The following is a 25,643-nucleotide window of genomic DNA, read 5'->3' as shown; positions in this document are numbered from 1 at the left end:
GGCGACGACCTTGACGCGCGCAGCGCAGACGGCAACCATCAAGCGGCAGGAAACGGGGGAACCGCAACCAGAAACACAGGCTCCAGGCTCCAGGCTCCAGGCTCCAGGCTCCAGGCTCCAGGCTCCAGGCCCCAGGCCCCAGCCCCCACCCAGCCCCCACCCCGGACGCCCTACCCGAGCCCGAGCCTGACACAGAGAAGCCTCTCCAGACCAGCCTCCCCATGTCAGGCTCTCCGCTTCTCCGGGCCCCAATACTGCGGATTCGCCAACAGCCTCCATCATCGACCGGGCCCCAGCTCGTCGGCTACACGCCGTGGGTGGTGCGGCGGTACTCGGCGTAGCGTGCGCGGACCCTGGCGCCGACGTCGGTGGCGGGGGCGGACTCCTCCTCGGGGGCGCCCAGGGTCCAGGCGGGAGGTTCAGCGGTTTCGGCCAGAGTCCAGGCGGCCTGGCGGGCGGCGCCGATGGCCACGTATTCGGCCGCGGGCGGCACCACGGTGGGGGTGCCCAGGACGATCGGGGCCACGGCGCGCACCGCGGCCGAGCGGGCACCGCCACCGACCAGCAGTACGCGTTCGACCGGGACCCCGCTTGCGGTCAGGGCGGCCAGACCGTCGGCCAGCCCGCACAGCATGCCCTCCACGGCGGCGCGGGCGATGTTCTCCGGACTCATGTTGTCGCGGCGCAGGCCGTGCAGGGAGCCCGAGGCGTGCGGGAGTTCGGGGGTGCGCTCCCCGTCCAGGTAGGGGAGGAGGACCAGCCCGCCCGCGCCGGGTTCGGCGTTCAGGGCGAGCGTGTCCAGCCCGGACAGGCCGGTGCCGAGCATGGCGGCGGTGGCGCTGAGCACGCGCGCGGCGTTCAGGGTGCACACCAGCGGGAGGAAGTGGCCGGTGGCGTCGGCGAAACCGGAGATGGTGCCGGTGGGATCCTGTGCGGCCCGGTCGTGCACGGCGAACACGGTGCCGCTGGTTCCCAGGGAGAGGACGGCGTCGCCGGGGCGCAGTCCCAGGCCGAGAGCGGCGCCCATGTTGTCGCCGGTGCCGGGGGCGATGACGGCGCCTTCGGGGGTGTGGCCCACGGCTTCGGCGGGCGCGGCCACGCGCGGGACGTCGAGTTCGCGGCCGAAGGCCTGGATCATCAGGTCGGGGCGGTAGTGGCCGTCGGCGGGTGACCAGTAGCCGGTTCCGGAGGCGTCGCCGCGGTCGGTGGTGGGTTCGGTGCGGGCGCCGCCCAGACGCCAGGTCAGCCAGTCGTGCGGGAGCATGACCCCGCGTGCGCGGGCGGCGTTGTGGGGTTCGTTCTCGGCGAGCCAGCGGAGCTTGCTGACGGTCAGGCTGGCCACGGGCACGTTGCCCACGGCGTTCGCCCAGGGTTGGGGCCCGCCGAGTTCACGCACCAGGTCGTGTGCGGCCCCGGCGGAGCGGGCGTCGTTCCACAGCAGTGCGGGACGGACCACCTCGCCGTCCTCGTCGGTCACCACCATGCCGTGCTGCTGACCGGCCACGGACACGGCGGAGACGTCGTCGAGCAGGCCGGAGGAGGCGGTGGTCAGGGCTGACCACCAGTGCGCGGGGTCGGTCTCGGTTCCGTCCGGGTGCGGTGCGCGGCCCTCGCGCACCACCTTCCCGGTGGTGGCGTCACAGACCACGATCTTGCAGGACTGGGTGGAACTGTCGATACCGGCGACCAGGGCCATGTCTGCTCCGTATTGCTGGGGGTCGGGCGCGGCCCATTCTCGCACCTTCGGTGATGACGATCACAGCCCCCTGTCCATCAACGAATCCCCTTGCCCTCGCCTGAGGGCGTCAATAAAATTGAGTCAGTTGAACTCAAGGCAAGGGGGAGTGGTCCGATGCGCGTGACGGACGTCTTCGAGGGTGTCCATCCCGGTTTCGAGGAGGCCCTGTGGTCCCAGCTCCCCGTCGATCCCGTGGTCCGGGTGGACAGCGGTCGCAGCGGGGGAGGCCTGGTGGTCGACGTCGAGCTCGCTCCGGGGGTCGATCCCCGGCAGGTCCTTGTTCTCCATGAGCCTGACGCCCTGGTGCTGCTGCGGAGCACCGACCGTGCGGTTCTGTGCCGGATCGCCTTGTCGGCGCCGGTCGGACGCCCCTCCCTGCGTCGCACCGCGCACGGCCTCACCGTCACCGCGCCGCTCGCCGGACCGGCCCCGGTGGCGGTCAGCCCCGGTCTGCGCCAGGCCTCCCGGACGGGCCGACTGCGTACCGCGCTCGGGGGCCTCATCGATCGTGTCAGGGGCCTGCTCGCTCGCTCCCGGACCGCGGGCACATCGTCCTGATCGCATGAGAAGGGAAGCTCCGGAAGCCGTCAGGGCATCCTTTATTCGGGTGAAGGGCCGGGTGTCGGGTCCGGTGGCCGCGGGGTTTCGAGGCGGGCGACCGCGTCGCCGGAGCCCTGGTGCTCAGTGGCGGCGGTCCCCGTGGGCTCGGATGAGGGTGTGACGCTTGCCAATCCGTCTCTACCAACTAAACCTGTAGGGAATATGGTTTACTGGCGTGCATGGTAGACGGCGCATCATCACACCTGTCCTGGTGGCGGCGGGTCCCCTTCGAGGAGCGCTGTCAGTGATCCCTTGCCAGCGTGAACACTGACACCGCCCGGAGGGAAGCCAGAAGGCCCATGACCGTCAACGACACCGCCGTGCCCGCCGCCGCACCGGCCGCCGCGCCCACGCCCCTCACCCTGGACCGCCTGTCCGAGCTGACCGCCAGGGTCGCCGAGGAAGTCCGCCAAGGGCTCCACGAGATCCGCTTCGACGCTGAGAACCGCTGGTCCGTCCGGCTGCACTCCGATGACTACACCGACGTCTGGCTCATCTCCTGGACCCCCGACCAGTCCACCCGGCTGCACGACCACGCGGGCTCCCTCGGTGCCCTGAGCGTCGTCACCGGCGAACTGGTCGAGCACTACTGGGGCGGGGGGCTTCGCGAGCGCGCCCTCGCCGAGCGTGAGGGCGGCCGTTTCCCGCTCGGCCACGTGCACGACGTCATCAACACGTCGGACCGTCCGGCCGTGAGCGTGCACGCCTACTCGCCGCCGCTGACGGCCATGCACTACTACGAGGTCACCGGGGACGGTGCGCTGCGCCGCACCGGCAGTATCCTCACCACCGAACCCGAGCCCGATGTCCCCGTGCTGGAGTCGGTGCCCGCCGCCGAAGGAGCGGCCCGATGAGCTTCATCGAACGCGTGCTCAACAGCAAGAGAGCCCGCCTGGAACGCCTCACCCCGACTGAGGCCCTGAGTGCCCAGAACGAGGGGGCGCTGCTGGTGGACACCCGGCCGATCGTCAACCGCGCCGCCGAAGGGGAGATCCCCGGGGCGCTGGTCATCGACCGCAACGTCCTGGAGTGGCGGCTCGACCCCACCAGCCCGGACCGGGTGCCCGAGGCCGACTCGGCGAACCGGCACATCGTGCTGTTCTGCAACGAGGGTTATGCCTCCAGCCTGGCCGCCGTGCAGCTCCAGGAGCTGGGGCTGTCCCGCGCCACGGACCTGGTCGGCGGCTTCAGGGCCTGGCGTGCGGCCGGGCTGCCCGTGGTCGAGCCAGCTTTCTGACCCGCCACCGTCCTCGCCCGCCTGGGCCCCGTTCCGGTCTTTCCTCCGGTGCTGTGGCCGAGGCCACTCCTGATGAGGGCCCCCAGGGCATTTTCCTACCAAAAAGGTGGGATAAGCTCTGGCCAGCCCGTCGGCCTCCCACCAGGAGGTCCGGGCCCCGGCTCCGGCGTTCGCGTCGGCGTCGCTCGCCCCCCGCGATCCTCCATCCCAAGATCACGAAGGAGCGCACCATGCGCACGACCTCGACCCTCATCGGCGCGGCCGCCCTGACCCTGGCCCTCGCCGCCTGCGGTGCACCCAGCGAGCAGTCCTCCGGGTCCGTCGAGGCAGGGGAGGGGCCGCTCCGGATCGGTGTCAGCCCTGTGCCGCACGGCGACATCCTCGCCTTCATCGACGAGAACCTCGCCGAGGAGGCCGGGCTGGAGCTGGAGATCGAGGAGATCGCCGACTACAACACGCCCAACGCCGCGCTCGTCGACGGCGACCTGGACGCCAACTACTTCCAGCACCGCTCGTTCCTGAACGAGTGGGTCGAGAACGGTCCCGACGCGGAACTGGCCTATATCACCGACGTCCACATCGAGCGGCTGGGGCTGTACTCCGAGACCTACCAGAGCGCCGACGACCTTCCCACGGGCGCCAAGATCGCGGTCCCCAACGACCCGGCCAACCTCAACCGGGCGCTGTCCATCCTGGAGGCCGAGGGTCTGATCACCGTGGACCCCGACGCCGGTGAGACCGCCACCGAGAGCGACATCGTCGACAACCCGAACAACCTGACCGTCACCCCGCTGGAGGCGGCGCAGCTCCCGCGCTCCATCTCCGACGTCGACGCGGCGGTCATCAACGGCAACTACGCTATCGAGGCCCAGATCACCGAGGACGCCAACGTCCTGGCCTGGGAGCCCGAGGGCGAGGACTACGTCCACAAATACGCCAACGGCCTGGTCGCCCTGGACGAGAACGCCGACGACGAGCGTGTCCAGCTGCTGGCCGAGCTGCTCCACGATGAGCGGGTCCTGGAGTACATCCAGCAGACCTGGCAGGGCGTCGTCCTGGCGGTCGACGCCGACGGCGACATCGTCGAATAAGCGCACGCGCCGCACGCGGCGCCTTTCGGCTCCCCGGTGAGGGCGGCGGAGGTCTCCCCTGACTCCGCCGCCCTCTTGCTGTGCCCGGGGCGGGCCTGTGCTCTGAAGCCCCTGCCCTCGCGTGTGACCTGGATCCCACTTTGTATGTCACCCCGAGTCGGGATCGGTTTCGGGGCTTGTCTGGGGTCCTCCCCTTCTGATCTGCGACTTCCCACTGGGTGGGACGGGTTCGGGGCGGTGTGGGCGAGTTCGGGCAGGTCATCGCCGAGGAAAACGCGGGGGCGGTGCTTCCACAAAACCTACTTATTAAGTAGAGTTTCACCCGTCCGTCCGAAGCCGCTTCCGAAAGGCATCCCTGAGATGCGTGTTTCCCCAAGCCCGACGAAAGCTGCCGCGGTGGCGCTGGCCCTGGGCATGGTCGTCACCGGGTGTGCGGCCGGGGCAGGCGAGACACGATCCGGCCTCACCCTCGGCTACTTCCCGAACATCACCCACGCCCCCGCTCTGGTGGGCGTGGAGAACGGGATCTACGACGAGGCACTCGGCGATACCGGGTTCAGCACCCAGACCTTCAACGCCGGCCCCGACGTGATCAACGCGCTGTTCTCCGGGGACGTCGACGCCGCGTTCGTCGGCCCCAACCCGACCATCAACGGGTGGGCCCAGTCCGGGGGCCAGGCGCTCAGAATCGTCGCGGGCTCGACATCCGGGGGCGCTGGACTGGTCGTGAGGCCCGGCATCGACGACGTCGACGATCTGAGGGGCACCACCCTCGCCTCCCCACAGCTCGGCAACACCCAGGATGTGGCGCTGCGCTGGTTCGTCCGCGGGCAGGGCTGGGAAGCCGACACCGCCGGGGGAGGGGACATCTCCATCATCCCGCAGGAGAATCCTGAGGCCGTGAGTTCGTTCGGGGCCGGCGAGATCGACGGTGCATGGCTCCCCGAACCCCACCTGAGCCGCCTTCGCGTCGAGTACGGCGCCGAGCTGCTCGTGGACGAGGCCGACATGTGGCCCCAGACCGAGGGGCGCTTCGTCACCACGAACCTGATCGTCAGCGCCCGTTTTCTCGAAGAGCAACCAGAAGCTGTCAGAGCCCTTCTGGAAGCGCATGTGGCATCCGTCGACTGGATCAACGACAACCCGGAACGGGCACGGGAGACGGCCACCCGACACCTGGCCGAACTGACCGGTTCCGAGTTGAACCCGGAGGTGGCCGAGGCCGCCCTCGACAACCTCACCTTCACCGCCGACCCCGTGGCGGCCTCGCTGCGATCCGGCGCCGAGCACGCGGAGGCGGTCGGCCTGCTGGAACCAGTCGACCTCAACGGAATCTACGCCCTCGACCCGCTCAACGACGTCCTGGCCGAGGCCGGACACGGGCCGGTCGCGGGGCTGGAAGGGCAAGGGTCCGCATGACCACCATCACCGAAACCCCGATCAGCGCCAAGGCTGTGGAGATCGACCGCATCTCCAAGGTGTTCGGACGCGGCAGGGCCGCCGTGACGGCGATCGACGGCATGTCCGTCTCCGTCGACACCGGCGACTTCCTGGCCATCGTCGGTGCTTCCGGCTGCGGCAAGAGCACTCTGCTCTCCCTGATCGCCGGGCTCGAGCAGCCCACCAGCGGGGCTGTGGAAACGGGGGACCACAAGGTCGCCATGATGTTCCAGGAGGCCGCGCTCTTCCCGTGGCTGACCGTGGGAGCCAACATCGAGGTCCCGATGAAGGTCAACAAGATTCCCAAGGCCGAGCGCAAGCAGCGGGTGGCCGAACTCCTGGACCTGGTGCGCCTGACCGGCTTCGACCGCAAACGCCCCCACGAGCTCTCCGGCGGCATGCGCCAGCGCGTGGCCCTGGCCCGGGCTCTTGCCCAGGACGCCGACGTCCTGCTCATGGACGAGCCTTTCGGGGCCTTGGACGCGATGACACGCGACATCCTCCACGACGAACTGGAGCGGATCTGGCGGGAAAGGAAACTGACCGTCATGTTCGTCACCCACAACGTGCGCGAGGCGGTGCGCCTGGGTGACCGGGTCGTGCTGCTCTCCAGCCGACCGGGCCGGGTCATCGCCGAGTTCGAGGTGGAGGGCCAGCGCCCCCGACGCATCGACTCCGGCCAGATCGCCGAACAAGCCGCCGTCATCACCGACCGACTGCGTGAGGAGGTCTCGCGTCATGCCTGAGACCGACATGCGGGACCGCCAGGTCCAAGGGCTGGACGCCCTCGAACTCCAGCCCAAGCACGGCGTCAACGAGCGCGGCGCAGGCGAGATCGCCCGCGGGATCTGGGCCGCCACCTGGCCCAAGCTCGCCGCCGTCGCGCTGGTGTTGGTCGTGTGGCAGGCCGTCGTCTGGTCCGGCTGGCGCTCCGAGTGGGTCTTTCCCGGGCCTGACCGGGTGTTGCCCACCCTGTTCAACGAGATCACCACCCCCGAGTTCTGGGCGGCCGTCCAGGTCACCATGCGCCGGGCCTTCGTCGGCTTCGCGCTGGCTCTCGCTGTCGGTGTGGTCGTGGGCCTGGCGGTATCGCAGATCAAGCCGTTGCGGGTGGCGATCGGATCGTTGATCACCGGCCTTCAGACGATGCCGTCGATCGTGTGGTTCCCCTTCGCGATGCTGTTGTACGGCATCAGCGAGTCGGCGATCATGTTCGTGATCATCCTGGGGGCCGCGCCCTCGATCGCGGGCGGGCTGACCTCGGGTATCGACTACGTGTCCCCGTCGCTGCTACGCGCGGGCCAGGTGATGGGACTGCGCGGGGTCCAGCGGTACACCCTGCTGATCGTCCCGGCGGCACTGCCGATGTTCGTCACCGGACTCAAACAGGGTTGGGCGTTCGCCTGGCGCTCCCTCATGGCCGGTGAGCTCCTGGTCATCATCAACCAGCAGAACTCGATCGGCTGGGCGCTGAGCCAGGCCCGCCAGCTCAACGACGCCGAGCGGCTGATCAGCTACATCATCATCGTGCTGGCCATCGGCATCATGATCGATGTCTTCTTCAACTGGGCTGACCGCTTCCTGCGCCGCCGCTGGGGTGTCACCAAGTAGCACGGGGCCGGAACAAGCCTCCGGCCCCGCCGCGACCAGGGTGCGTGTAGGCCGGGAGACGGTCAGCCGTACACGGCGTGGTAGAGCTCCACGATCTCCTCGGCCGTGGGTACCCGTGGGTTGTTGGCGGGCGAACCCGAGGCCAGGGCCTGCTCCGCCATCAGCGGGGCCAGCTCCCACCAGCGCTCCGCTCCGATGCCGTACTCGCGCGGGGTGGGCACCTCCAGCTCCTGGTTGAGCAGGCGCAGCTCCCACACCAGCGCCCCGGTGGCTTCCCCGTCCGTACTGCCGGAGGCGGCCAGCCCCATCGCCCGGGCGCACTCGGCGTAGCGCTCGGGCGCCGAGGGCACCGAGAACTCCGTGACCGTTGGCAGCAGCATGGCGTTGGACAGCCCGTGCGCGACTTTGAAATGTGCGCCGATCGGTCTGCTCATCCCGTGTACCAGGGCGACACTGGAATTGGAGAAGGCCATCCCGGCCTGGGTCGCGCCTACCATGAGGGCCTCGCGCGCCGCACGGTCCCCGGGATTGGCGTACACGGCGCGCAGCTGTGTGAAGATCGTGCGCATCGCCTCGCGGGCCAGCCCGTCGGCGACCGGGTTGGCTTTGGCGCTCACATAGGCCTCGACGGCGTGGGTCAGGGCGTCCACCCCGGTGTCCGCGGTCAACCGCCGCGGCATGCCCAGGGTGAGCTCGAAGTCCACCAGCGCCGCCCGGGGCAGCAGGGCCAACCCGGCGCAGAGCACCTTCTCCCCGGTCTCGACGTCCGTGATGATGCTGTACCGGGTGCACTCCGAGCCGCTGCCCGCGGTGGTCGGCACCGCCACCACCGGCAGGGCGGGGGAGTCCGTGACCACGGGCGCCTTGTAATCACGCATCCGGCCGCCGTGCGCGCCCAGCAGCGCCACGGCCTTGGCGGTGTCGATGGGGCTGCCGCCGCCCACCGCGACCAGGGAGTCGAAACCGCCTTCGTGCAGGGCCCGCAGCCCCGCCTCCACCACCGTGGTCGTGGGATCGGGGACGGTCTCGGCGAACACCCCGGGGGAGAACCCGGCCTTCTCCAGCCGGGTCAGGAGTTCCTGGAAGAAGGGCTGTCCGGCGATGAAGGGGTCGGTCACCACCAGTGGCCGGGACAGGCCGAGGGAGTCCAGGGTCCCGGCCAGTTCGGCCGAGGCCCCCGCACCCACGCGAATGACATGGGGCAGGGCGATGGTTGCGGTCACGTCGGTACCTCCGAGGGGGACGGGAGTACGGGCACCGGCAGCCCGCCCGGGATCAACGGCGGGCCGCGGCTCAACGCCGGTCTACCTACCCCGTTCCGCCGTCCGAAGCCTCAGGAGAAGGGGAAAGTGGGTTTTCGTGACTGACCGGTAACTGTGGCGGACACGAATCCGGACGCTTCCGGACGCTTGCCGGATGCTTCCGGGGCATGACGAAGGGCCGGGCGGGTGGCCCGGCCCTTCAGCCGCCTCGTCGCTCAGCTGCGCACGAGCGGGGTGTCCACGAGGTGCTCGGCCACGAACCAGGCCTGGAGTTCGTTGGTGCGGATCACGTCCGAGACGAGCACGTCGTTACTGCCGTCGTCGCCCATCTCCTGCACGCGCGCGGCCGCGTCGTGGGCGTCCTCCAGGATGGTCTCGTGCGCCTCCAGCAGGCGGGAAAGCATCGCCGGGACCTCCTCGACCCCGTTCGGCGGCCGCGGGATGTTGGTGATCTCCGCGACGTGCCTGGGGTCGCCGACCGCCACACCGCCCAGGGTCTGGACGCGCTCGGCGACGGTGTCGATGAGCGCCGTCTGCTCCTCGGCGTGCTTGTCCATGAGCAGGTGCAGTTGGTAGAAGGTGTGCCCGCGCATCAGCCAGTGGTGCTTCTTGTACATGTCGTGCAGGATCCGGAGATCGCACAACACCTGGTTGAGCCGCTGACACGAGTACATCCGAGCGTCGTAGGACAGACCGACGGGGATCTGGCGGACGGTCCCGAACTGCTGGATCTCCTCGCCCCGCTGGTGGAGCCACGGCTGGCTGCTGCGGGGTTTGGGTGTCTGGCTCGAACGTTGGTCGGCGGTGGTCACTGCTGGTTCCCCCTCCGGGTCGGTGTACTGCGCGAGGCGAAATCGCCCCGCCCGCCAGTCTTGGCCACCGACCGTTGCCGGAAGTGAAAACGCACGCCATGCCGGGGCAAGGATTCAGCAGGCCTGCCGTTCTCCTGACCGCTCCTACCTGTCGAAGTCGACCGGCAACGCGAACAGCCCGTGCATGATCATGCTCGGCCACCACCGCAGCTCGGTTTCGTCCGTCGCCAGGCGCAGCCCCGGCAGCCGATCCAGGACCGCGGCGATCGCCACCCGCGCCTCCACCCGGGCCAGCTGGGCGCCCACACAGAAGTGCGCTCCGTGGCCGAAGGACAGGTGCGAGGCCTTGCGGGCGGGATCGAAGACGTCCGGGTCCGGGTACTGCTCCGGGTCGCGCCCGGCGGCCAGCAGCGACACCAGCACCGGCTCGCCCGCCTCCAGACGCACCCCGCCCACGGTGGTCGGCTCCGCGGGGAACCGCCAGGTCGCGTTCTGCAGGGGGCTCTCCAGCCGCAGTGACTCCTCGATGGCCGGGCCGAGGAGGCCGTGGTCCGCGCGGATCCGCGCCATCTGCTCGGGGTGGCGCAGCAGGGTCAGCAGCATGTTGCCGATCAGCGCGACCGTCGTCTCGTGCCCCGCCACCAACAGCAGGAAGGCCGTCGAGGTCACCTCGTCCCGGGACAGCTCGCCCGAGCGGTGGGACTCCACCAGGTCACCCAGGAGGTCGTCCGAGGGCTCGGCCAGCCGTGCGTCCACCAGACCGCCCAGGTAGGAGTCGAACCAGTCCGTGGCCGCGCCGATCGCCTCGAACTCGTCCAGGGAGGCGGAATCGATCACCGCCGCCTGCCGGTGGAACTCGGGCCGGTCCGCCTCGGGCACCCCGAGGATGTCGCAGATGATCGCGATGGGCAGCGGGTAGGCCAGATCGCGCACCAGGTCCGGGGCCTCGGCCCGCTCCACCGCCGCCAGGAGCTCGTCGGTGATCCGCTCCGCAGTGGCCTGGAGCGCCCGGACCCGCCGGGGCGTGAAAGCGCCCGAAACCACCTTGCGCAACCGGGTGTGGTCGGGCGCGTCCACGTTCACCATGCTCCGGACCAGGGTGGGCCGGTGGTCGAAGGGCAGCCCCAGCCCCGCCTTGTACCAGGTCTCCTCGCCCCGGGCCGGGTCCTTGAGCATGTTCGGGTCGGCCAGGACCTCCCGGGCGTCGCCGTAGCGGGTCACCAGCCAGGCCCAGGCCCCGCCGGGCAGGTCCACCCGGTGGACGGGGGCGTGCTCGCGGAGCCATCTGTAGGCGGGGTGCGGGTCCGCCTCGAACTCGGGTCCGTACAGGGCGGGCGCGGTGTCGGTCATGTTCGGCCTTTCCGAAGGGGGGGTCGGTCCGAACCCTTCCTACCCACCTGGAGGCGCCAGGGCGCGATAGCGCTGTGCTTGTTCAAGGCGCAATAGCGCAGGCGGTCTCCAGGACGAACCGGGGCCAGGGACGGTGCGGGTCGTGGCCGGTGAGCTCGCGGACCCGGCGCAGCCGGTAGCGCAGGGTCTGGGCGTGGACGTGCAGCGAGTCCGCCGCCGTGGTCGCCGCGCCCTCGCGGAAGTAGGCGCGCAGGGTCTCCAGCAGGTGCCGGTTGTCGTGCGCCAACAACGGCCCGAGCACCGCCCGGCGCACGGTCGCCGGGGCGACCGCGCCCCCGTTGAGCAGAGCGATCACACAGGCGTCGGCCTCCCGCAGCAGGCCGTCAGATCCGAGGGCGTGCGGGGGAGCGGCCTCCAGCGCCCCGTCGGCCAGCCGGTAGGCGGCGGACAGGTCGGTCAGCCCGCGCGGCTCCAGGACACAGCCGTGCCAGCCCCGTTCCACCACGGCAGCGGCGACGCGCTCGGCGTCCTCCGCCCCGGTGAGCACCACCACCCGCCCCGAACGCGTGGTCACCATCGGGTCCGAGCCAGCGGGCGCGGCCTCGGCCAGCAGCTCCAGCCCGACCGAGACCGTGACGTCCTCCGCCAGAGTCCGGCCGCGCTCGGCCGGGTCGCGCGCCGGTTCGGCGACCACCAGCACGGCCGGGTCGGGCGGGGTGGTGCCCAGGGTCCGCGCCCGGTCACGGATGGCGCCCTGGGAGGCCTGGTGGCCGATGAGCAGGTCGTCGAGCAGCGCGCGCCGGGCGCGTTCGCGGTCCGCGTCCAGCTGTTCGGCGGCCTCGGCGTGGCCGGTCGTCAGACTCTCGGAGATCTGGTCGATGGAGGCCAACCACAGTTCGCTCAGAGCGAACACGTCGGCGGCGTCGAGCCGGTCCCCCGCCTGTTCACGCAGGATCCGTACCGCCGCGGCCGAACCGACCCGGTGCGCCCGGACCACGGCGCCGATCGAGCGTCCGTCCGCCGCTCGGGCCCGCCCGATCCCGCGCAGCCGTTCCACGTCCTCGGGCGGCAGACGCGCGGTGTCGCGCACCCACAGCTCCATGGACCGGGTGACCAGCCAACCGGTGATCGCCCGGACCTCCGCCAGCTGGGAGTCGTGCAGCGCCCGGTAGGCGGGCACCTCGGCGTAGACCTCGGCGACGATCCGGTCCACCAGCCCCGCCCGGTCCCGCTCCAGCTCGGAGCTGACCTGAACCCGCTCCTCGTGCCCCACGCGCTCCTCCGCTCTTCGGCGCCGGGCATCCTATCGCCTGGCCCCGCACCGCCTGCGCGCGGCCGCCCGTCGTCCCCCGTGTCCGTGCGTTCCCTGTCCACCCCCTGGCCGGGACCGGCCATCCGGGTAAAAAGCGCGCACAGCTGCGGCGCAGCCTCAGGACCCGACCCCCGCTGACATGGCAGTATGCGCACACAGGCCCGGGACAGACACGAGCCCAACACCGAGCGACGGCGGGCCGGGCGCGCCGCTCACACCGGCCGGGCCGCGTATCCGGTCTGGCCGGACGGGGATTACGGGGGATGAGAATGATGACGGTTCCCGGCATCACGCTGAACAACGGGCTGCGGATTCCGCAGCTGGGTTTCGGTGTGTGGCAGGTACCCGACGACGCTGTGGTGGAGGCAGTCCAGCACGCCCTGGCGGCGGGATACCGCAGTATCGACACCGCCGCCGCCTACGGCAACGAAGAAGGGGTGGGGGAGGCGCTGCGTCGGTCGGGGCTCCAGCGTGAGGAAGTCTTCGTCACCACCAAGCTCGCCAACTCCGACCAGGGTTATGACGCCGCCCTGCGGGCCTTCGACGCCAGCCTGGAACGCCTGGGCCTGGACATGGTGGACCTCTACCTCATCCACTGGCCGCTGCCCCAGCGCGACCTCTACGTCCCCACCTGGAAGGCGTTGGAACGCCTCTACGCGGAGGGCCGGGCGCGCGCCATCGGCGTGTGCAACTTCCAGCGCCCGCATCTGGAGCGGGTTATGGAGGAGGGTGGAATCGCTCCCATGATCAACCAGATCGAGCTGCACCCGCTGCTCACGCAGGAGGAGCTGCGCACCTTCGACTCCGAGCACAACATCGCCACCGAGGCGTGGAGCCCTCTGGGCCAAGGCGCACTGCTCGGTCACCCACTGATCCTCGAGCTGGCCCGGGAACACGAACGCACCCCCGCGCAGATCCTGCTGCGCTGGCACATCCAGCTGGGCAACGTGGTCATCCCCAAGTCGGTGACGCCCGAGCGCATCCGCTCCAACTTCGAGGTCTTCGACTTCAAACTCTCGGAGGAGGAGGTCGACCGGATCAGTGCGCTCAACGAGGATCACCGGTTCGGCCCGAACCCGGACAGCTTCGACGGCGACTGAACCGCCCGGCCCGACAGGCGGGCCGGGGACCGCGGGGGACTAGCGCAGTTCGCGGATCTTACGGGCGCCCGCCAGAGTGGCGTCGATGCCGTTGCGGCGCACCCGGGCGACGTAGACGCCACCGGCGACGAACATCGCGATGAAGAGCCCGACCACCGCGGTCAGGGCCAGGACGGACAGCACGAAAGAGATCATGCGCTCATCGTAGCCGCATGCCCGGCACCGCGTTCACGGGGGAGCGCCCGGGCGCGCGCGGAGTGACACGGAAGGGCTGCCGATGGACCGGACACCGCACGAGATCATCAACCCGCTCACCCTCTCCGACCCGGTGGGCTACTCACACGCCCTCGTGGTCACCCCTGGCCGCGCCGTGTACGTGGGCGGGCAGAACGCGCGCCGCTCCGACGGCATTCTGACCGGGGACTCGGTGGTGCAGCAGTTCGACCAGGCCCTGGCCAACATGGTCGAGGCGCTGCGCGCGGCCGGGGCCGAACCCGTGCACGTGGTGAGCATGCGCGTCTACACCACGTCGGTCAGCGTCTACCGAGTCAACCTCAAGACCCTCGGCTCGGTCTACCGCCGTCACATGGGTCGCTACTACCCGCCGATGTCGGTCGTGGGGGTCACCGAACTGCTGGAGCCCGCCGCCCTGGTGGAACTGGAGTGCGCGGCGGTGGTCCCGGACGTGCGCGACAGTGCGGAACTCGAGGAGGGCGCGCCTCGCGAGCTGGTCGAGGAGGTCGACGAGGCCTTCGCCGACGCCTCCGGTACCGGGGAGCCCGAGGAGGTTCCCGAACAGGCCCGGGCCTGAAACCGGGTCCGAGCGCTCACCGAGCGGGGGAGCGCACCAGCCACACCGCGAGCACGCACACACCCATCCCGGCCACGGCGTCCGCGCCCACCGGTGCCCCGAACATCACCCAGGTCCACACGAGTGTGGTCGGCGGGGTCAGGTAGAGCAGCGCCGATACGCGGGCCACGCTGGTGCGCGCGAGGTTGGCCCAGTACAGCCCGTACCCGCCCAGGGTGGACAGCACGACCACCCACGCCACCGCACCCCAGAACCCGGGGCCGGCGGGCGGGGTCAGGGTTCCGGTCGCTCCGGCCAGGGCGGTGAACAGCACCGCGCTCACCCCGCACTGGACGGCGAGGGCCTCCAGCACATTCCCGCCCGGTCGGGTTCTGCGCTCCACCAGGGTGGCCGCCACCAGCGAGAGCATCGCTCCGAACGGCAGCGCGTACGCCCACCACGGGGCGGCCCCCGGGTGAAGCAGGTCCGAGCCCACCACCAGGCCCACCCCGGCCAAACCCACCGCCAGCCCCAGGACCTGGCGTCCGCGCACCCGTTCACCCAGCAGGGGAAGGGCCAGCGCCGCGGCCACCATGGGCTGAAGGGCGGCCACCAGGGCGTTCGTGCCCGCCGCCACCCCGGCCTCGGCTGCGGCCACCACCCCGTACAGGTACCCGGCCTGGGCCAGCGCCCCGATCCCCGCGTGCAGGGCCAGGTCGCGCCCGCCCATCCGCATGCCCCGCCACAGGCACCAGACCACCAGCAGGCCGCCCACGATCAGGAACCGCCATGCCAGCAGGGTGGTCGCCGGGGCGTACCCGGTGCCCAGCTCGGCGCCGACGAAACCCGAGCTCCACATCACCACCAGGCCCGCCGCGAGCAGGAACGGGATCGCCCGCCGGACCCGGGAGAAGCGTTCGGGGGCGCGGGGAGCTTGGGGAGCAGGTGTCAGAGTGTCCATGGAGGTGAGGTAAACACACCGGTCGGTATACTCACAATGTAGTCGCCGGCCGCAGGAGCTCAGCGGTAGGAGCCCAGTAGGAGGAGCACAGTATGGGCAGAGCCACAGCCGAACAGCCGCTCACCCCCGCCGCTCGCCGCGTCCTGGACGTGGCAACGGATCTCTTCTACACGCGGGGCATCAACACCGTGGGCATGGAACTGGTCGCCGAACGGGCCGGTGTCACCAAGAAGACCATCTACGACCGCTTCGGCTCCAAGCAGCAGCTCGTCGTCGCCTACCTGCGCGCCCGGGACACCCGCTGGCGCGACTTCCTCGGGGCCCGTCTGGACCCGCGGGCCGCGGCCCGCGACCGGCTCCTCGCCACCTTCGACGCCCTGGGGGAGTGGATGGACCAGGAGAACCAGCGCGGTTGCGCGATGGTCAACGCCTACGCCGAACTCTCCGACCCCGAACACCCCGGCCGGGCCGTGGCCCGGGAACAGAAACTGTGGCTGCGGGAGCTCTACACGGAACTCGCCCGCGAGGCCGGGACCGTCGACCCCGAGCCGCTGGCCGACGTACTCAACATGCTGCACGAGGGAGCCGTGGTCGCCCGCAACGTCAGCGGGGTGGCCGACGCCGCTCACACCGCCCGCGAGGCCGCCCGGACGCTGATGGCCGCGCACGGGGTCCCGCAGTAGTGGCGGCGGTTACAGGTAGCCCAGCCGCGAAAGTTCGTTGCGGGCGACCTCGTGCACGTCACCGTGGTCCTGGCGGCCCAGCCGTTCCTTCCACGAACCCACACCCCAGGAACGGTCCGTCAGCAGCTCACTGGCCGAAACCCGGGCGCCGGTGAACTTCAGCAGCCGCTCGGCGATCTCGACCTCCTGGCCGTGCACGTCCTCGTAGCGCAGCGTCAGCAGCTGCTCCGGGCCGATCTCCTGGCGCAGCCGAGCGGACATGCGCACCGCGCCCCGCCAGCGCATCGCGCACTTGGTCGCCACCGAGCCGTCGGTGAAGTCGTCCAGGTCCGACTCCTCCGCCAGGCCGAAGAAGTGGTTCGGGAACTCGTGCTCCAGCTTCATGAAACTGGGCTTGAGCCAGGCCAGCGACCGCTCGTCCTCCATCATGTCCGCGACCACGTCACGGCCGTCCCGGATGATCTGGACGAACAGCGCGTCGGGGAACGCGGCGTGCAGGGCGCTCGCCGAGTACAGCAGGTCGGGGCTGGCGTCACCGTAACGGCGCGCGTCGGCGCTGTGCTGGCACGGTTCAGCAGAAGCGTTGGCGGGCACCCGCAGGCCCTGAGCGGAGCACTTGGGGCAGGTCAGAGGGGTAAGGTGCCAGATCTCGGCGTAGGCCTCACGAAGAAGGCTCGCGGTGCCCGAGACCTTCTCCAACGCCAAAGAGGGGCGCCTGGCCACGGCGTAGACGGCGTTGAGCACGCCCTGGGACCCCGCGCCCAGATGGAAGCCGGGGGCACGGGACAGGGCGCGGGCGATCACCGGAACCCCGGAATGGGGAGCGCCGAGCACGAACACCGGGCGCTGGACCTTGGTCCCGTTGACCACGAGGATGTAGGAGGGCTGCTTCATGATTGTGTCGTATTTTTGCACCCTTTGCCCTTCTCGTGTGCATCGGCCGGGTCTTGCGGCCACCCGCCCCACGCGTTCCCCGAGGTTAAGGCCCCCAACGCTCCAGAAAGGGCCACCTGGGACCAAGGCCGGGGAAAGCCGTGCAAAGACGCTGTAAGAATGGGGTATGGCCTCGATGACCGACGACACCGCGCCGTTCACCGACCCGGAGGGGTTCGAACAGGCTGCCGAGCTGCTGGCGTCCGCGCGACGCATCACCGTTCTGACCGGGGCCGGAGTGTCAACGGACTCCGGTATCCCGGACTTCCGCGGCCCCCACGGACTGTGGACCACCAACCCCAACGCCCAGGCGATGTCGGACATCGACAGCTACATGGGCGACGTCGACGTGCGCCGCCAGACCTGGCTGGCCCGCCGCGCCCACCAGGTCTGGGAGGCCGAACCCAACGCCGCCCACCGCGCCCTGGCCGACCTGGCCTCCTCCGGACGCCTGCACGCGCTCATCACCCAGAACATCGACGGCCTCCACCAGCGCGCCGGGGTTCCCGAGGACGAGGTCGTCGAGGTCCACGGCACCATGCTCCGGGTCATGTGCATGTCCTGCGGCCTGCGCACCCCCAGCGCCGCCGTCCTCGCCCGCCTGGACGAGGAGTCCGACCCCCGCTGCGTGGTCTGCGGGGGCATCCAGAAGTCCGACACCATCTCCTTCGGTCAGCGCCTGGACCCCGAGGTCATCGAACACGCCGCCCAGGCCGCCCGCGAGTGCGACGCCTTCGTGGCCATCGGCACCTCCCTCACCGTCCACCCGGTCGCGGGCCTGTGCGACGTCGCCATGATGTCCCGCGCCTCCCTGCTCATCGTCAACGCCGAACCCACCCCCTACGACGACTACGCCAGCGCGGTCCTGCACGACCCGATCGGTGATGTCGTCCCAGCGCTGGTCAAGCGGGCCCTGGCCGGGTAGGCGGGCCCTCTTCCGGGCGGGGCACCAGGCCCGGCGAGAACCGGGCCGCGTGTCGCGGTGATGGAGGGCGTCGGTCCAAGGCCGATGTGGTTGGGGTCGGGCGCCGACCACGCCTCCCACACCCCCGCTGGCCGCTCACCGCCGTCGCAGCGAAGCGGGTCGAGGTGGAGCGTCTTGAATCGGCGGTCCGAGCATGCGACTCACCCCCGGCCCCGACCGGCTCGCGCGGGCCGGGGCCGCTCCCGGCGTGCACATGACGGACGCCCGGAGCACGGTCGGCTCCAGCGGCGGCCTGATCCGCTTCTTCGGGCTGGGCCGCTGGTTGCGCGCCGCCAACGGAGTGGAACTGAAACCGCGTGGGTTCGGGGCGCAAGCGGGCAGCCCCTGCACGCGCGGATCAGGGGCCGGCCGAACCCGAGGGAGGCTCGGGTGGTTTGCCCGGGCTGAAGGGCACCGAGGGGTCGACCCGCGTGAGTGAGGCGGACGGATCGTCCGTCTTGAGGAGGCCTCGCTCTTCCCAGCGCAAGAGCAGGGACTGGTCCCCGTGCTCGAGGTGAGGGCGCAGCTGGTCCAGCAGAGCGCGCACGGAAGCATACGGAGCACTGATGACGTCCGTGCAGCGGTTGAGGAAACCCGCCACCTCCTTCTCCAGGAGAGTCCTGCCGGCGAGCCGGGCGGGCCACAGCCGCAGGTCCTCCGCTACCTGGCGTAGGATGAGCAGTTCGACCCGGCCCAGGGATGTGGGGGCCAACAGGCGCTTGTAGCTCTGGAGGCGTTCGGCCACCCGCTCGTCGTCGAGCTGGCCGACTGGTTCCAGGCGGAGCCGGAGCACCTCATGAGCCTCCACCCAGGCGCTGCCGTCCTCGTCCGCGTACCAGGTGCCCAGGTCCTCGGAGACGTAGCGCAGGTAGGGGGTCAGGATCGTGGCCAGCCGGGAGGCCGTCCCGTTGGCGCGCATCGCGGTGGACCTGAGCAGGCGGGAGGCCACCGTCCCGTAGGAGACCTCGACCTCGTAGGGGTTGAGGATGGCCGGGGCACCGGGGGAGTCCGCACGGAGCTCGAAGCCGACGCACTCACCGAGGTTCACGGGCTCCTGCCGTTCGCGGCTCAGCGCACTGTAGGACTGCTCACCCTCCCAGTAACCGATGTGGCGCATCCGTACCAGGTCAAGGATCCCGAACCACTGGGACGCGGGCAGCGCCCGCCACAACGACACCGTCCGCCGCCAGGAGTGCCACGGGTCGCCGCCTTCGGGGTACAGGCTCTCCACGGCGATGGGTTCTTCGCTCACCAGCACCAGCAGAGTGACCAGGTTCGCCGTGTACCGGGCCTCGCGCGAGGTAACCGGCAGCCTTTCGGGTTCGTACTCGGCGAAGGAACGATTGGGCGCGGGGAAGGGGGCTTCCCGGAAGAGCTCCAGCAGTAGCTCCCGGAACTCCGCGCGTAGGTCCGGCCCCTCCTCCAAGCGCGGGACCAGCAACTCCTCCAGAAAGGCCACCACCTTGTCCCGGCCCGCGTAGGCGGCGAAGGAAGCCAGTGCGTAGAGCTCGCCGTCGTCCAGTTGCAGAGCCCGGCTCCGGCGGCGGGAGGCCCGGGCGCGGTCCTCGGCCAGCTCTTCCAGGGCCGCGACCACCATGCGGGCCACCAGGTACTCGCCGAAGGTGGCGTGCAGGAACTCGAAGGCGCTGTCGGTCCCGCCGGTAGACCTGGAGCGCGCCTGGTGGACGAAGAAGAAGCGGCCCAGCACCTGATGGGCAGGGGCGATCCGGCCGTGCAGGTCGGCGTCGTCCGGAGCCTGGGCCGCTTCGGGCATCAGGACGGCTAGGTCCTTGTCCAGCTCCTCGGCGCGCACGCTCTGACGGCCCCGGGCGAACATCGCCATCGCGGCTACCTCGAGGCGGCGCAGTTCGTCCTCGGCCGCTCGCTCCAGATCTCTCCCGCCCAGGTAAGGCCGGTGTTTTTCCACTTCACGTCGGGCGAACATCTTCAACAGCCGCTCGTACAGTTCTCCGAGCGAGAGCGTGCCCGAGGCCCTGAGCAGCGCGTTGTCGTGAGCGTCATAGACCAACAACATGATCAGCAACAGGGGCTGCTCGGCCAGGTCGCGGTAGCGTAGCACCACCTCCTGGGTGAGCGGGCTCAGCCCGGAGGCTCGGAAGGCACCGGCGTTGGCCTGGTTCCACACCTGGAGCATCTGCTCGATCTGGCCGTCATCGAAGGGTTCCAAGCGGATGACGGTGGTTCCGGTGGGGAACCGTGTCCGGTCCGCTACGAGGGTCCGGCTGGTGACGATCACCGCCACCGGTTCGCCCATGCCCTCTTGTCTTTCCTGGAATTCCTGGACCCGCTCCAGGTAGTCGGAGCGGTCCACTCCGGTCGCCTGGAGCAGTTCGTCGAAGCCGTCCAGGATGATCACCGGCAGTGCACCCTCGGTGTCGTCGGACAGTTCCCGCCAGGACACACAGGTGTGCAGGTCGGCTGCCAGACCCTCCTCGATCTGGGCGTGCAGCGGCGCGTTCGGGCTGACCGCCCGCAGTTCCACCCGGATCGGCAGGAAGTCCTCAGGAGGCAGTCTCGCCGCGAGCATCTCGGTGAACTTGGACTTGCCCGCACCGGGGTGGCCGAGGACCACCACTGGTTTGCGGGTGGCGACGGGATGGGTGAGCAGGGCGGCGGTGAAAGGTTGCAGGTCGTTCTGGACCGGTCTGGGCTCCCACCAGTCGGCGCTGGAGGGGGAGTCGTGGGAACCGTCCACGTAGGCGACCCGGCCGCGCGGGGGAACGTACGCCTCCCGCAGTGTCGGCGGGGCGAGCCCGGCGGTGGCATCGTTCGAGCGCAGTATCGGTCGGTCCAGGACCGACTGGTAGGCGGCGGTGAGCTCCCGCCTGCGGCGTGAGACCGAGCGCCCCGAAGCGAACTGCGAGAGCTTTTCGTGCAGACCGGTCAGGCCGGTTCCGATCTCTCGCCGTGTCCTCGAATGCTCCTGGACGTGCATCCACAGGCCGAACTCGGGGACCTGCGCTCCGAGCCGTAGAAGCGCGGCGTCGAGCCCCCTGCGGGCGAGCGGAGGGACGAAATCATAGAGTTTGCCCAGGAATGAGTTCTTTTCAGGGGTGAGCCCGTGCCGCTCCGCCACCTTCAGCCCCAAGGTGAACTCGACGAAGGCGTCGTTCAGGCGGAAGAAGAGGAACTCGGCTGCTGCCTCGGTCGGCTCGGATTGGTTCACCCTGAACGTGGGCGACATGTAGCTGACCGAGTCCAGGTGTTCACCGAGGACCGCGAACTGCTCCTCGGCGGTGACCTCCAAGTCCGCCAGGGTGAAGGGCGCCTCCTGGACACGCAGCGACTCTTCGACCGCTTCGAAGAATGTCGTGACCACCAGGACCTTGTACGCGGCCTCGATCTTCTCCGTCCTGGACAGCCTGCTCTGGCCCCGGAGCTTGCCGCCCAAGCCCTCCAGCGCCTTGCGGCCCCTGCTCACCAGGGCGCCCCGAACCCCGAACACGTCGGGGACCCCCACCAACCCCAAGCCGCCGTCGGCGATCTTCTCCGCGAGGTCCAGGACCTCCGAGTCGTTCTTGCCGAGGATCTTCAGGGCGTCGCTGTAGGTGAGCCGTTTCGCCATCGGGTCGGGCCTCTTCCACGTTCGGGGGGGTGTGAGGGGGCGGGAACGCGATCGGACCCGGCATCGGGGGAGATGCCGAGTCCGCAGTTCAGAAGGGGTTATGAGGGTTGTGATGTCTTACGGCAGCTGCCAGTTCACCGGTTCGGCGCCCTGTTCGGTCAGCATCGCGTTGGTCTTGCTGAAGGGCCGGGACCCGAAGAAGCCGTTGCGGGCCGAGAGGGGGCTCGGGTGGGCGGACTCCACGCAGGGGATGCCCGGCATCATCGGGCGCAGGTTGCGGGCGTCGCGGCCCCAGAGGATGGCCACGAGCGGCTTGCCGCGCTCGGCCAGGGCCCGGATGGCCTGTTCGGTGACGGCCTCCCAGCCCTTGCCGCGGTGCGATCCGGCGTTGCCGGGGGCCACCGTCAGCACCCTGTTGAGCAGCAGAACGCCCTGCTCCGTCCACGGCGTGAGGTCGCCGTTGGAGGGCATCGGGACGCCCAGGTCCTCGCCCATCTCCTTGTAGATGTTGCGCAGGCTCGCGGGCAGGCGAACCTCCGGTGCCACGGAGAAGCTCAGGCCCACAGCGTTGCCGGGGGTCGGGTAGGGATCCTGGCCCACGATGAGCACGCGCACGTCCTCGAAGGGCTGTTGGAAGGCGCGCAGCACGTTGTCCCCGGCGGGCAGATAGGTGCGTCCTTCGGCGACCTCCTGGCGGAGGAAGTCGCCCATCGCGGCGATCTGCGGGGCGACCGGTTCCAGCGCCTTCGCCCAGCCGCTGTCCATGATCTCGTTCAGGTCCCTGTTCGGCATGGCCAGAACACTAGTGCCAGACAGCGACAACCAGTACCGCTTCGGACGATCGAGGCGACAATCTCACCTTGATGCCTGAAGTTCGGCGAAGGCCTCACGCAGGTAGCCACGGACGGCCTGTTCGGGAACCCGGTGGCAACGGCCGATCCGAAGGGCGGGCAGAACGCCTGAGTGCGCCATGCGGTAGACGGTCATCTTCGAGACCCGCATGATGGTGGCCACCTCGGCCACGGTCAGGATACGAACCTGATCCGACGGTGGCGGCGAACGCCCCCGCGCACCGCCACGGGGGCGTCCCTCTCAGCCCTTCGGACCGCTCCGTGTCCTTCGCGCTACTCCGCGCGCCAGCCGCCCTGGCGGTCGGCGAGGTTGAGGGCCGTGGTCACCAGCGGGACGTGACTGAAGGCCTGGGGGAAGTTGCCCACCTGGCGGCCCGCCCTGGGGTCCCACTCCTCGGCGAGCAGCCCGACGTCGTTGCGCAGGGCCAGCAGCCGCTCGAACAGCTCCTTCGCCTCGTCCTGGCGGCCGATGGACAGCAGCGCGTTGGCCATCCAGAAGCTGCACGCCAGGAAGGCGCCCTCGTCGCCGGGCAGCTGGTCGGCGGAGTTCTCCAGGTCCGTGCGGTAACGCAGGACGAAGCCGTCCACCATGAGGTCCTCGCGGACCGCCTCGATGGTGCCGATCACGCGCGGGTCGTCGTAGGGCAGGAAGCCGACCTCGGGGATGAGCAGCAGGGCCGCATCCAGCTCCTTGCTGCCGTAGTACTGGGTGAAGGTGTTGCGCTGGGGGTCGTAGCCGTACTCGCACACCTCGGCGTGGATGGTGTCGCGCAGGGCCTTCCACCGTTCGATGGGGCCCTCCTTGCCGAACTCCTCGATGCTGCGCACCGCGCGGTCGGCGGCCACCCACGCCATGACCTTGGAGTGGACGAAGTGCTGTCGGGGGCCGCGCACCTCCCACAGTCCTTCATCGGGCTCGTCCCAGCACCACTCGAGGTAGTTGACCAGGGAGCGCTGGAGACCCCACAGGTAGTCGCCGCCCCGGATGCCCGAGCGCCGGGCCAAGTGCAGCACGTCCATGACCTCGCCGTACACGTCGAGCTGGTACTGGCCCACCGCGGCGTTGCCGATCCGGACCGGGCTGGAGTCCTCGTAGCCGGGCAGCCACTCGGCCTCCCACTCAGTGAGGCGGCGCTCGCCCCGGATGCCGTACATGATCTGCATCAGCTGCGGTTCACCGGCCACGGAGCGCACCAGCCACTCGCGCCAGTCCCGGGCCTCGTCGGTGTACCCGGAGCGGATCAGCGCTTCGAGGGTGATGGTGGCGTCGCGCAGCCAGCAGTAGCGGTAGTCCCAGTTGCGGACCCCGCCGATCTCCTCGGGCAGCGAGGTGGTCGGCGCGGCCACGATCCCGCCGGTGGGCCGGTAGGTGAGGCCCTTGAGGGTGATGAGGGAGCGCACCACCGCGTCGCGGTAGGGGCCGTCGTAGGTGCACTGGTCCACCCACTTCTCCCAGAAGCGTTCGGTACGGGAGAGGGCCTTCTCCGCGTCCAGGTGGTCGGACTCCTCCACCTGGGAAGGGTGCCAGGTCATCACGAACGGCACGCGCTGGCCCTCGGTGACGGTGAAGGTGGCGTCGTGCGTGAAGTTGTGGCCCTGGAGGAAGACGGGGCTGCTCAGCCAGATGGCGTCGGGGCCGGCAACGGCCACCAGTTCGGTTCCGGACCGGTGCACCCATGGCACCACGTGGCCGTAGTCAAAGCGGATACGCATGGAGGTGCTCATCCGGACGGTGCCGCGCAGCCCTTCCACGATCCGCACGATGTGCGGGGCCCCGCCGCGCGGGGGCATGAAGTCGATGACCCGAACGGACCCGGTCTCGGTGTCCCACTCCTGTTCGAGGACGAGGGTCTCGCCCCGGTAGTGGCGCCGGTCGGCCCGCGGCTCGCCGTCGGCGGGGCGCAGACACCAGCTGCCGTTCTGGTCGTCGCCGAGGAGGGCGGCGAAACAGGCAGAGGAGTCGAAGTCGGGAAGACACGCCCAATCGATGGAACCGTCCCGCCCGACCAGCGCGGCGGTCTGCATGTCGCCGATCATTGCGTAGTCTTCAATCCAGCCGGGCACGCGGCTCACCCCCAACACGTCGTCATGGTTTCTGCGATAGCGCGAGTCGCCCCGTTGCCACGGGGTGCGTCGCTTCTTCGCGAACCGCCGCGCGCACGCCCGTGTGCGCGCCCCGTCGGGGTCTGCCGCCCGACCCGCCTCCAGGTCGGGGCGCCGTTCGGATCCTGTCTCCCCCAGACCGCCCGCCGCTGCCTCATACCCGGATATGTGCCCAGGTGAGGGCAGGCGTAAAGGACGGTCATGGAAAGTGTCCGAACCCGGCCCTGTGCCGTTTACCGCGGTCCTATCTTCCACGCTCTGCGCGGGCCTGGCTACCCACGAATGCACGTGCATCTGGACGTGCGCGAGGTATGTCAGGGAATGGGTGACTTTCTGCGGGGAGAAGTTATGACGTGGTGATCAACCGACGATGACAAGACGGCGAACCGGGGTGCTAACGGCCCGACAGAGTAGTGCTTTCCGGCGTTTCCTCGGGCATCCGCATCATCGGGAGGAACACCTGCGCCAGGGGTCCGATCGCCACCATGAACACCACGGTCCCCACCCCCACGGTCCCGCCGAGGAGAAAGCCGGACAGCGCCACGGTCACCTCGATGAGGGTACGGGCCAGCCGGATCGAGAGGCCGCGCGCGGCCAGTCCGGTCATCAGTCCGTCCCGCGGTCCCGGACCCAGTCCGACCCCGATGTAGCAGCCGCTCGCGATCCCGCAGACCAGTACGCCCGAGACCAGCAGCAGGACGCGCAGCGGGAGGGAATCGGTCGCGGGCAGCAGCCACAGGGACACGTCGACGGACACGCCGACCATGACCACGTTGCTCAGCGTGCCCAGCCCGGCCTTCTGGCGCAGCGGGATCCACAGCAGCATCAGCAGGGCGCCGACGATCACGCTCCACGTGCCGATCGACAGTCCGGTCTGCAGGGACAGGCCCTGGTGCAGCACGTCCCAGGGCATCGCGCCCAGGTCGGAGCGGATGAGCAGGGCCCCGCTGAGGCCGAACATGTACAGGCCGAGGTAGAGCTGGGCGAGGCGACGCAGCCGGGGGCGCGGTAGTACCGGGGTGATCAGCAACTGGCGGATCAGGCGGGAGACCAGGCTCCGGGGCTGTTCGGACACGTTCGACCTCTGCTTTCGGGCGTACCGGTTCCCAGGCCGGTGAAGTTAAAGGTGGGGTGATTGGATGACCATCCATGGAGGGGGCCACATCGGTATCGTGGCTCAAACAGGGCCGGGATTGAAGAGCCAATCCCACCAACTGGC

The 25,643-nt window shown here is 70.0% G+C and carries 24 protein-coding genes; 11 read left to right on the top strand and 13 right to left on the bottom strand.

What is annotated here, in order from left to right; translation table 11 throughout:
* Nucleotides 1–304: 304 nt before the first annotated feature.
* Nucleotides 305–1,696, bottom strand: a complete 1,392-nt coding sequence (gene xylB / locus D457_RS0122870) for a xylulokinase (protein WP_017583004.1) — start codon at nt 1,694–1,696, stop codon at nt 305–307.
* Between the two features lie 156 nt (nt 1,697–1,852).
* Here xylB and D457_RS0122865 point away from each other — a divergent pair, with 156 nt between their 5' ends.
* The 7 genes from D457_RS0122865 (at nt 1,853) to D457_RS0122835 (ending at nt 7,717) form a co-directional block, all read left to right on the top strand.
* Nucleotides 1,853–2,296, top strand: coding sequence for a hypothetical protein (locus D457_RS0122865; RefSeq protein WP_017583003.1), 444 nt, complete (start codon nt 1,853–1,855; stop codon nt 2,294–2,296).
* Between the two features lie 341 nt (nt 2,297–2,637).
* Nucleotides 2,638–3,192, top strand: coding sequence for a cysteine dioxygenase (locus D457_RS0122860; RefSeq protein WP_017583002.1), 555 nt, complete (start codon nt 2,638–2,640; stop codon nt 3,190–3,192).
* Nucleotides 3,189–3,575: a rhodanese-like domain-containing protein gene (locus D457_RS0122855; RefSeq protein ID WP_017583001.1), complete on the top strand. Its 387-nt coding sequence runs from the start codon at nt 3,189–3,191 to the stop codon at nt 3,573–3,575. The genes D457_RS0122860 and D457_RS0122855 overlap by 4 nt, the downstream gene beginning before the upstream one ends.
* Before the next feature lie 230 nt (nt 3,576–3,805).
* Entirely contained in the window at nt 3,806–4,666 is an 861-nt protein-coding gene (locus D457_RS0122850) for a MetQ/NlpA family ABC transporter substrate-binding protein (protein ID WP_017583000.1), read from the top strand.
* A gap of 360 nt (nt 4,667–5,026) precedes the next feature.
* The gene (locus D457_RS0122845; RefSeq protein WP_026116926.1) at nt 5,027–6,085 is read left to right on the top strand and encodes an ABC transporter substrate-binding protein; all 1,059 of its coding nucleotides are present in this window, start codon (nt 5,027–5,029) and stop codon (nt 6,083–6,085) included.
* Nucleotides 6,082–6,852: an ABC transporter ATP-binding protein gene (locus D457_RS0122840; protein WP_017582998.1), complete on the top strand. Its 771-nt coding sequence runs from the start codon at nt 6,082–6,084 to the stop codon at nt 6,850–6,852. The genes D457_RS0122845 and D457_RS0122840 overlap by 4 nt, the downstream gene beginning before the upstream one ends.
* Nucleotides 6,845–7,717, top strand: coding sequence for an ABC transporter permease (locus D457_RS0122835; RefSeq protein ID WP_017582997.1), 873 nt, complete (start codon nt 6,845–6,847; stop codon nt 7,715–7,717). Before D457_RS0122840 ends, D457_RS0122835 begins: the two co-directional genes overlap by 8 nt.
* A gap of 62 nt (nt 7,718–7,779) precedes the next feature.
* Here D457_RS0122835 and D457_RS0122830 read toward each other — a convergent pair whose 3' ends face one another.
* The 4 genes from D457_RS0122830 to D457_RS0122815 all read right to left on the bottom strand — a co-directional run bounded on the left by D457_RS0122830 (nt 7,780) and on the right by D457_RS0122815 (nt 12,414).
* Nucleotides 7,780–8,940, bottom strand: coding sequence for an iron-containing alcohol dehydrogenase (locus D457_RS0122830; protein WP_017582996.1), 1,161 nt, complete (start codon nt 8,938–8,940; stop codon nt 7,780–7,782).
* 254 nt (nt 8,941–9,194) lie between these two features.
* Nucleotides 9,195–9,791: a Dps family protein gene (locus D457_RS0122825; RefSeq protein WP_017582995.1), complete on the bottom strand. Its 597-nt coding sequence runs from the start codon at nt 9,789–9,791 to the stop codon at nt 9,195–9,197.
* A gap of 144 nt (nt 9,792–9,935) precedes the next feature.
* Entirely contained in the window at nt 9,936–11,141 is a 1,206-nt protein-coding gene (locus D457_RS0122820; protein WP_017582994.1) for a cytochrome P450 family protein, read from the bottom strand.
* A gap of 82 nt (nt 11,142–11,223) precedes the next feature.
* Complete coding sequence (locus tag D457_RS0122815; protein ID WP_017582993.1) at nt 11,224–12,414, bottom strand: PucR family transcriptional regulator; 1,191 nt, start codon at nt 12,412–12,414, stop codon at nt 11,224–11,226.
* 311 nt (nt 12,415–12,725) lie between these two features.
* Here D457_RS0122815 and D457_RS0122810 point away from each other — a divergent pair, with 311 nt between their 5' ends.
* Nucleotides 12,726–13,553, top strand: coding sequence for an aldo/keto reductase (locus tag D457_RS0122810; protein WP_017582992.1), 828 nt, complete (start codon nt 12,726–12,728; stop codon nt 13,551–13,553).
* A 39-nt stretch (nt 13,554–13,592) separates the two neighbouring features.
* Here the strand turns inward: D457_RS0122810 and D457_RS36515 are convergent, their stop codons facing one another.
* Nucleotides 13,593–13,748 carry a hypothetical protein gene (locus tag D457_RS36515; RefSeq protein WP_017582991.1) on the bottom strand — a complete coding sequence of 52 codons (156 nt, stop codon included), beginning with the start codon at nt 13,746–13,748 and terminating at the stop codon, nt 13,593–13,595.
* Nucleotides 13,749–13,830: 82 nt separating this feature from the next.
* Here D457_RS36515 and D457_RS0122800 point away from each other — a divergent pair, with 82 nt between their 5' ends.
* Complete coding sequence (locus D457_RS0122800) at nt 13,831–14,364, top strand: RidA family protein (protein WP_017582990.1); 534 nt, start codon at nt 13,831–13,833, stop codon at nt 14,362–14,364.
* Between the two features lie 16 nt (nt 14,365–14,380).
* Here D457_RS0122800 and D457_RS0122795 read toward each other — a convergent pair whose 3' ends face one another.
* Nucleotides 14,381–15,304, bottom strand: coding sequence for a DMT family transporter (locus D457_RS0122795; protein ID WP_017582989.1), 924 nt, complete (start codon nt 15,302–15,304; stop codon nt 14,381–14,383).
* 92 nt (nt 15,305–15,396) lie between these two features.
* On the opposite strand from D457_RS0122795, the gene D457_RS0122790 reads away from it, so the two are divergent.
* The gene (locus tag D457_RS0122790; RefSeq protein ID WP_017582988.1) at nt 15,397–15,987 is read left to right on the top strand and encodes a TetR/AcrR family transcriptional regulator; all 591 of its coding nucleotides are present in this window, start codon (nt 15,397–15,399) and stop codon (nt 15,985–15,987) included.
* Between the two features lie 9 nt (nt 15,988–15,996).
* Here D457_RS0122790 and D457_RS0122785 read toward each other — a convergent pair whose 3' ends face one another.
* On the bottom strand, nt 15,997–16,881 hold the full coding sequence (locus tag D457_RS0122785; protein ID WP_017582987.1) for a sulfotransferase family protein: 885 nt from the start codon (nt 16,879–16,881) through the stop codon (nt 15,997–15,999).
* A 166-nt stretch (nt 16,882–17,047) separates the two neighbouring features.
* On the opposite strand from D457_RS0122785, the gene D457_RS0122780 reads away from it, so the two are divergent.
* Entirely contained in the window at nt 17,048–17,845 is a 798-nt protein-coding gene (locus D457_RS0122780; protein ID WP_017582986.1) for an SIR2 family NAD-dependent protein deacylase, read from the top strand.
* 397 nt (nt 17,846–18,242) lie between these two features.
* Here D457_RS0122780 and D457_RS0122770 read toward each other — a convergent pair whose 3' ends face one another.
* From D457_RS0122770 to yczE, 5 genes are all read right to left on the bottom strand, one after another.
* Nucleotides 18,243–21,470 (bottom strand): NACHT domain-containing protein, encoded by a 3,228-nt coding sequence (locus D457_RS0122770; RefSeq protein ID WP_017582985.1) that lies wholly within the window; start codon nt 21,468–21,470, stop codon nt 18,243–18,245.
* 117 nt (nt 21,471–21,587) lie between these two features.
* Nucleotides 21,588–22,262 (bottom strand): uracil-DNA glycosylase, encoded by a 675-nt coding sequence (locus D457_RS0122765; protein WP_017582984.1) that lies wholly within the window; start codon nt 22,260–22,262, stop codon nt 21,588–21,590.
* 63 nt (nt 22,263–22,325) lie between these two features.
* Nucleotides 22,326–22,493, bottom strand: a complete 168-nt coding sequence (locus tag D457_RS35010) for an excisionase family DNA-binding protein (RefSeq protein WP_017582983.1) — start codon at nt 22,491–22,493, stop codon at nt 22,326–22,328.
* A 101-nt stretch (nt 22,494–22,594) separates the two neighbouring features.
* Complete coding sequence (locus D457_RS0122755; protein WP_239646189.1) at nt 22,595–24,400, bottom strand: glycoside hydrolase family 15 protein; 1,806 nt, start codon at nt 24,398–24,400, stop codon at nt 22,595–22,597.
* A gap of 418 nt (nt 24,401–24,818) precedes the next feature.
* Nucleotides 24,819–25,499, bottom strand: a complete 681-nt coding sequence (yczE, locus tag D457_RS0122750; RefSeq protein ID WP_017582981.1) for a membrane protein YczE — start codon at nt 25,497–25,499, stop codon at nt 24,819–24,821.
* Between the last annotated feature and the right edge of the window lie 144 nt (nt 25,500–25,643).

The sequence above is a fragment of the Nocardiopsis valliformis DSM 45023 genome (assembly GCF_000340985.1).
GTDB lineage: Bacteria > Actinomycetota > Actinomycetes > Streptosporangiales > Streptosporangiaceae > Nocardiopsis > Nocardiopsis exhalans.
The sequence above is the reverse complement of the archived record's forward strand: the minus strand, read 5'-3'. Positions and strand labels throughout refer to the sequence as shown.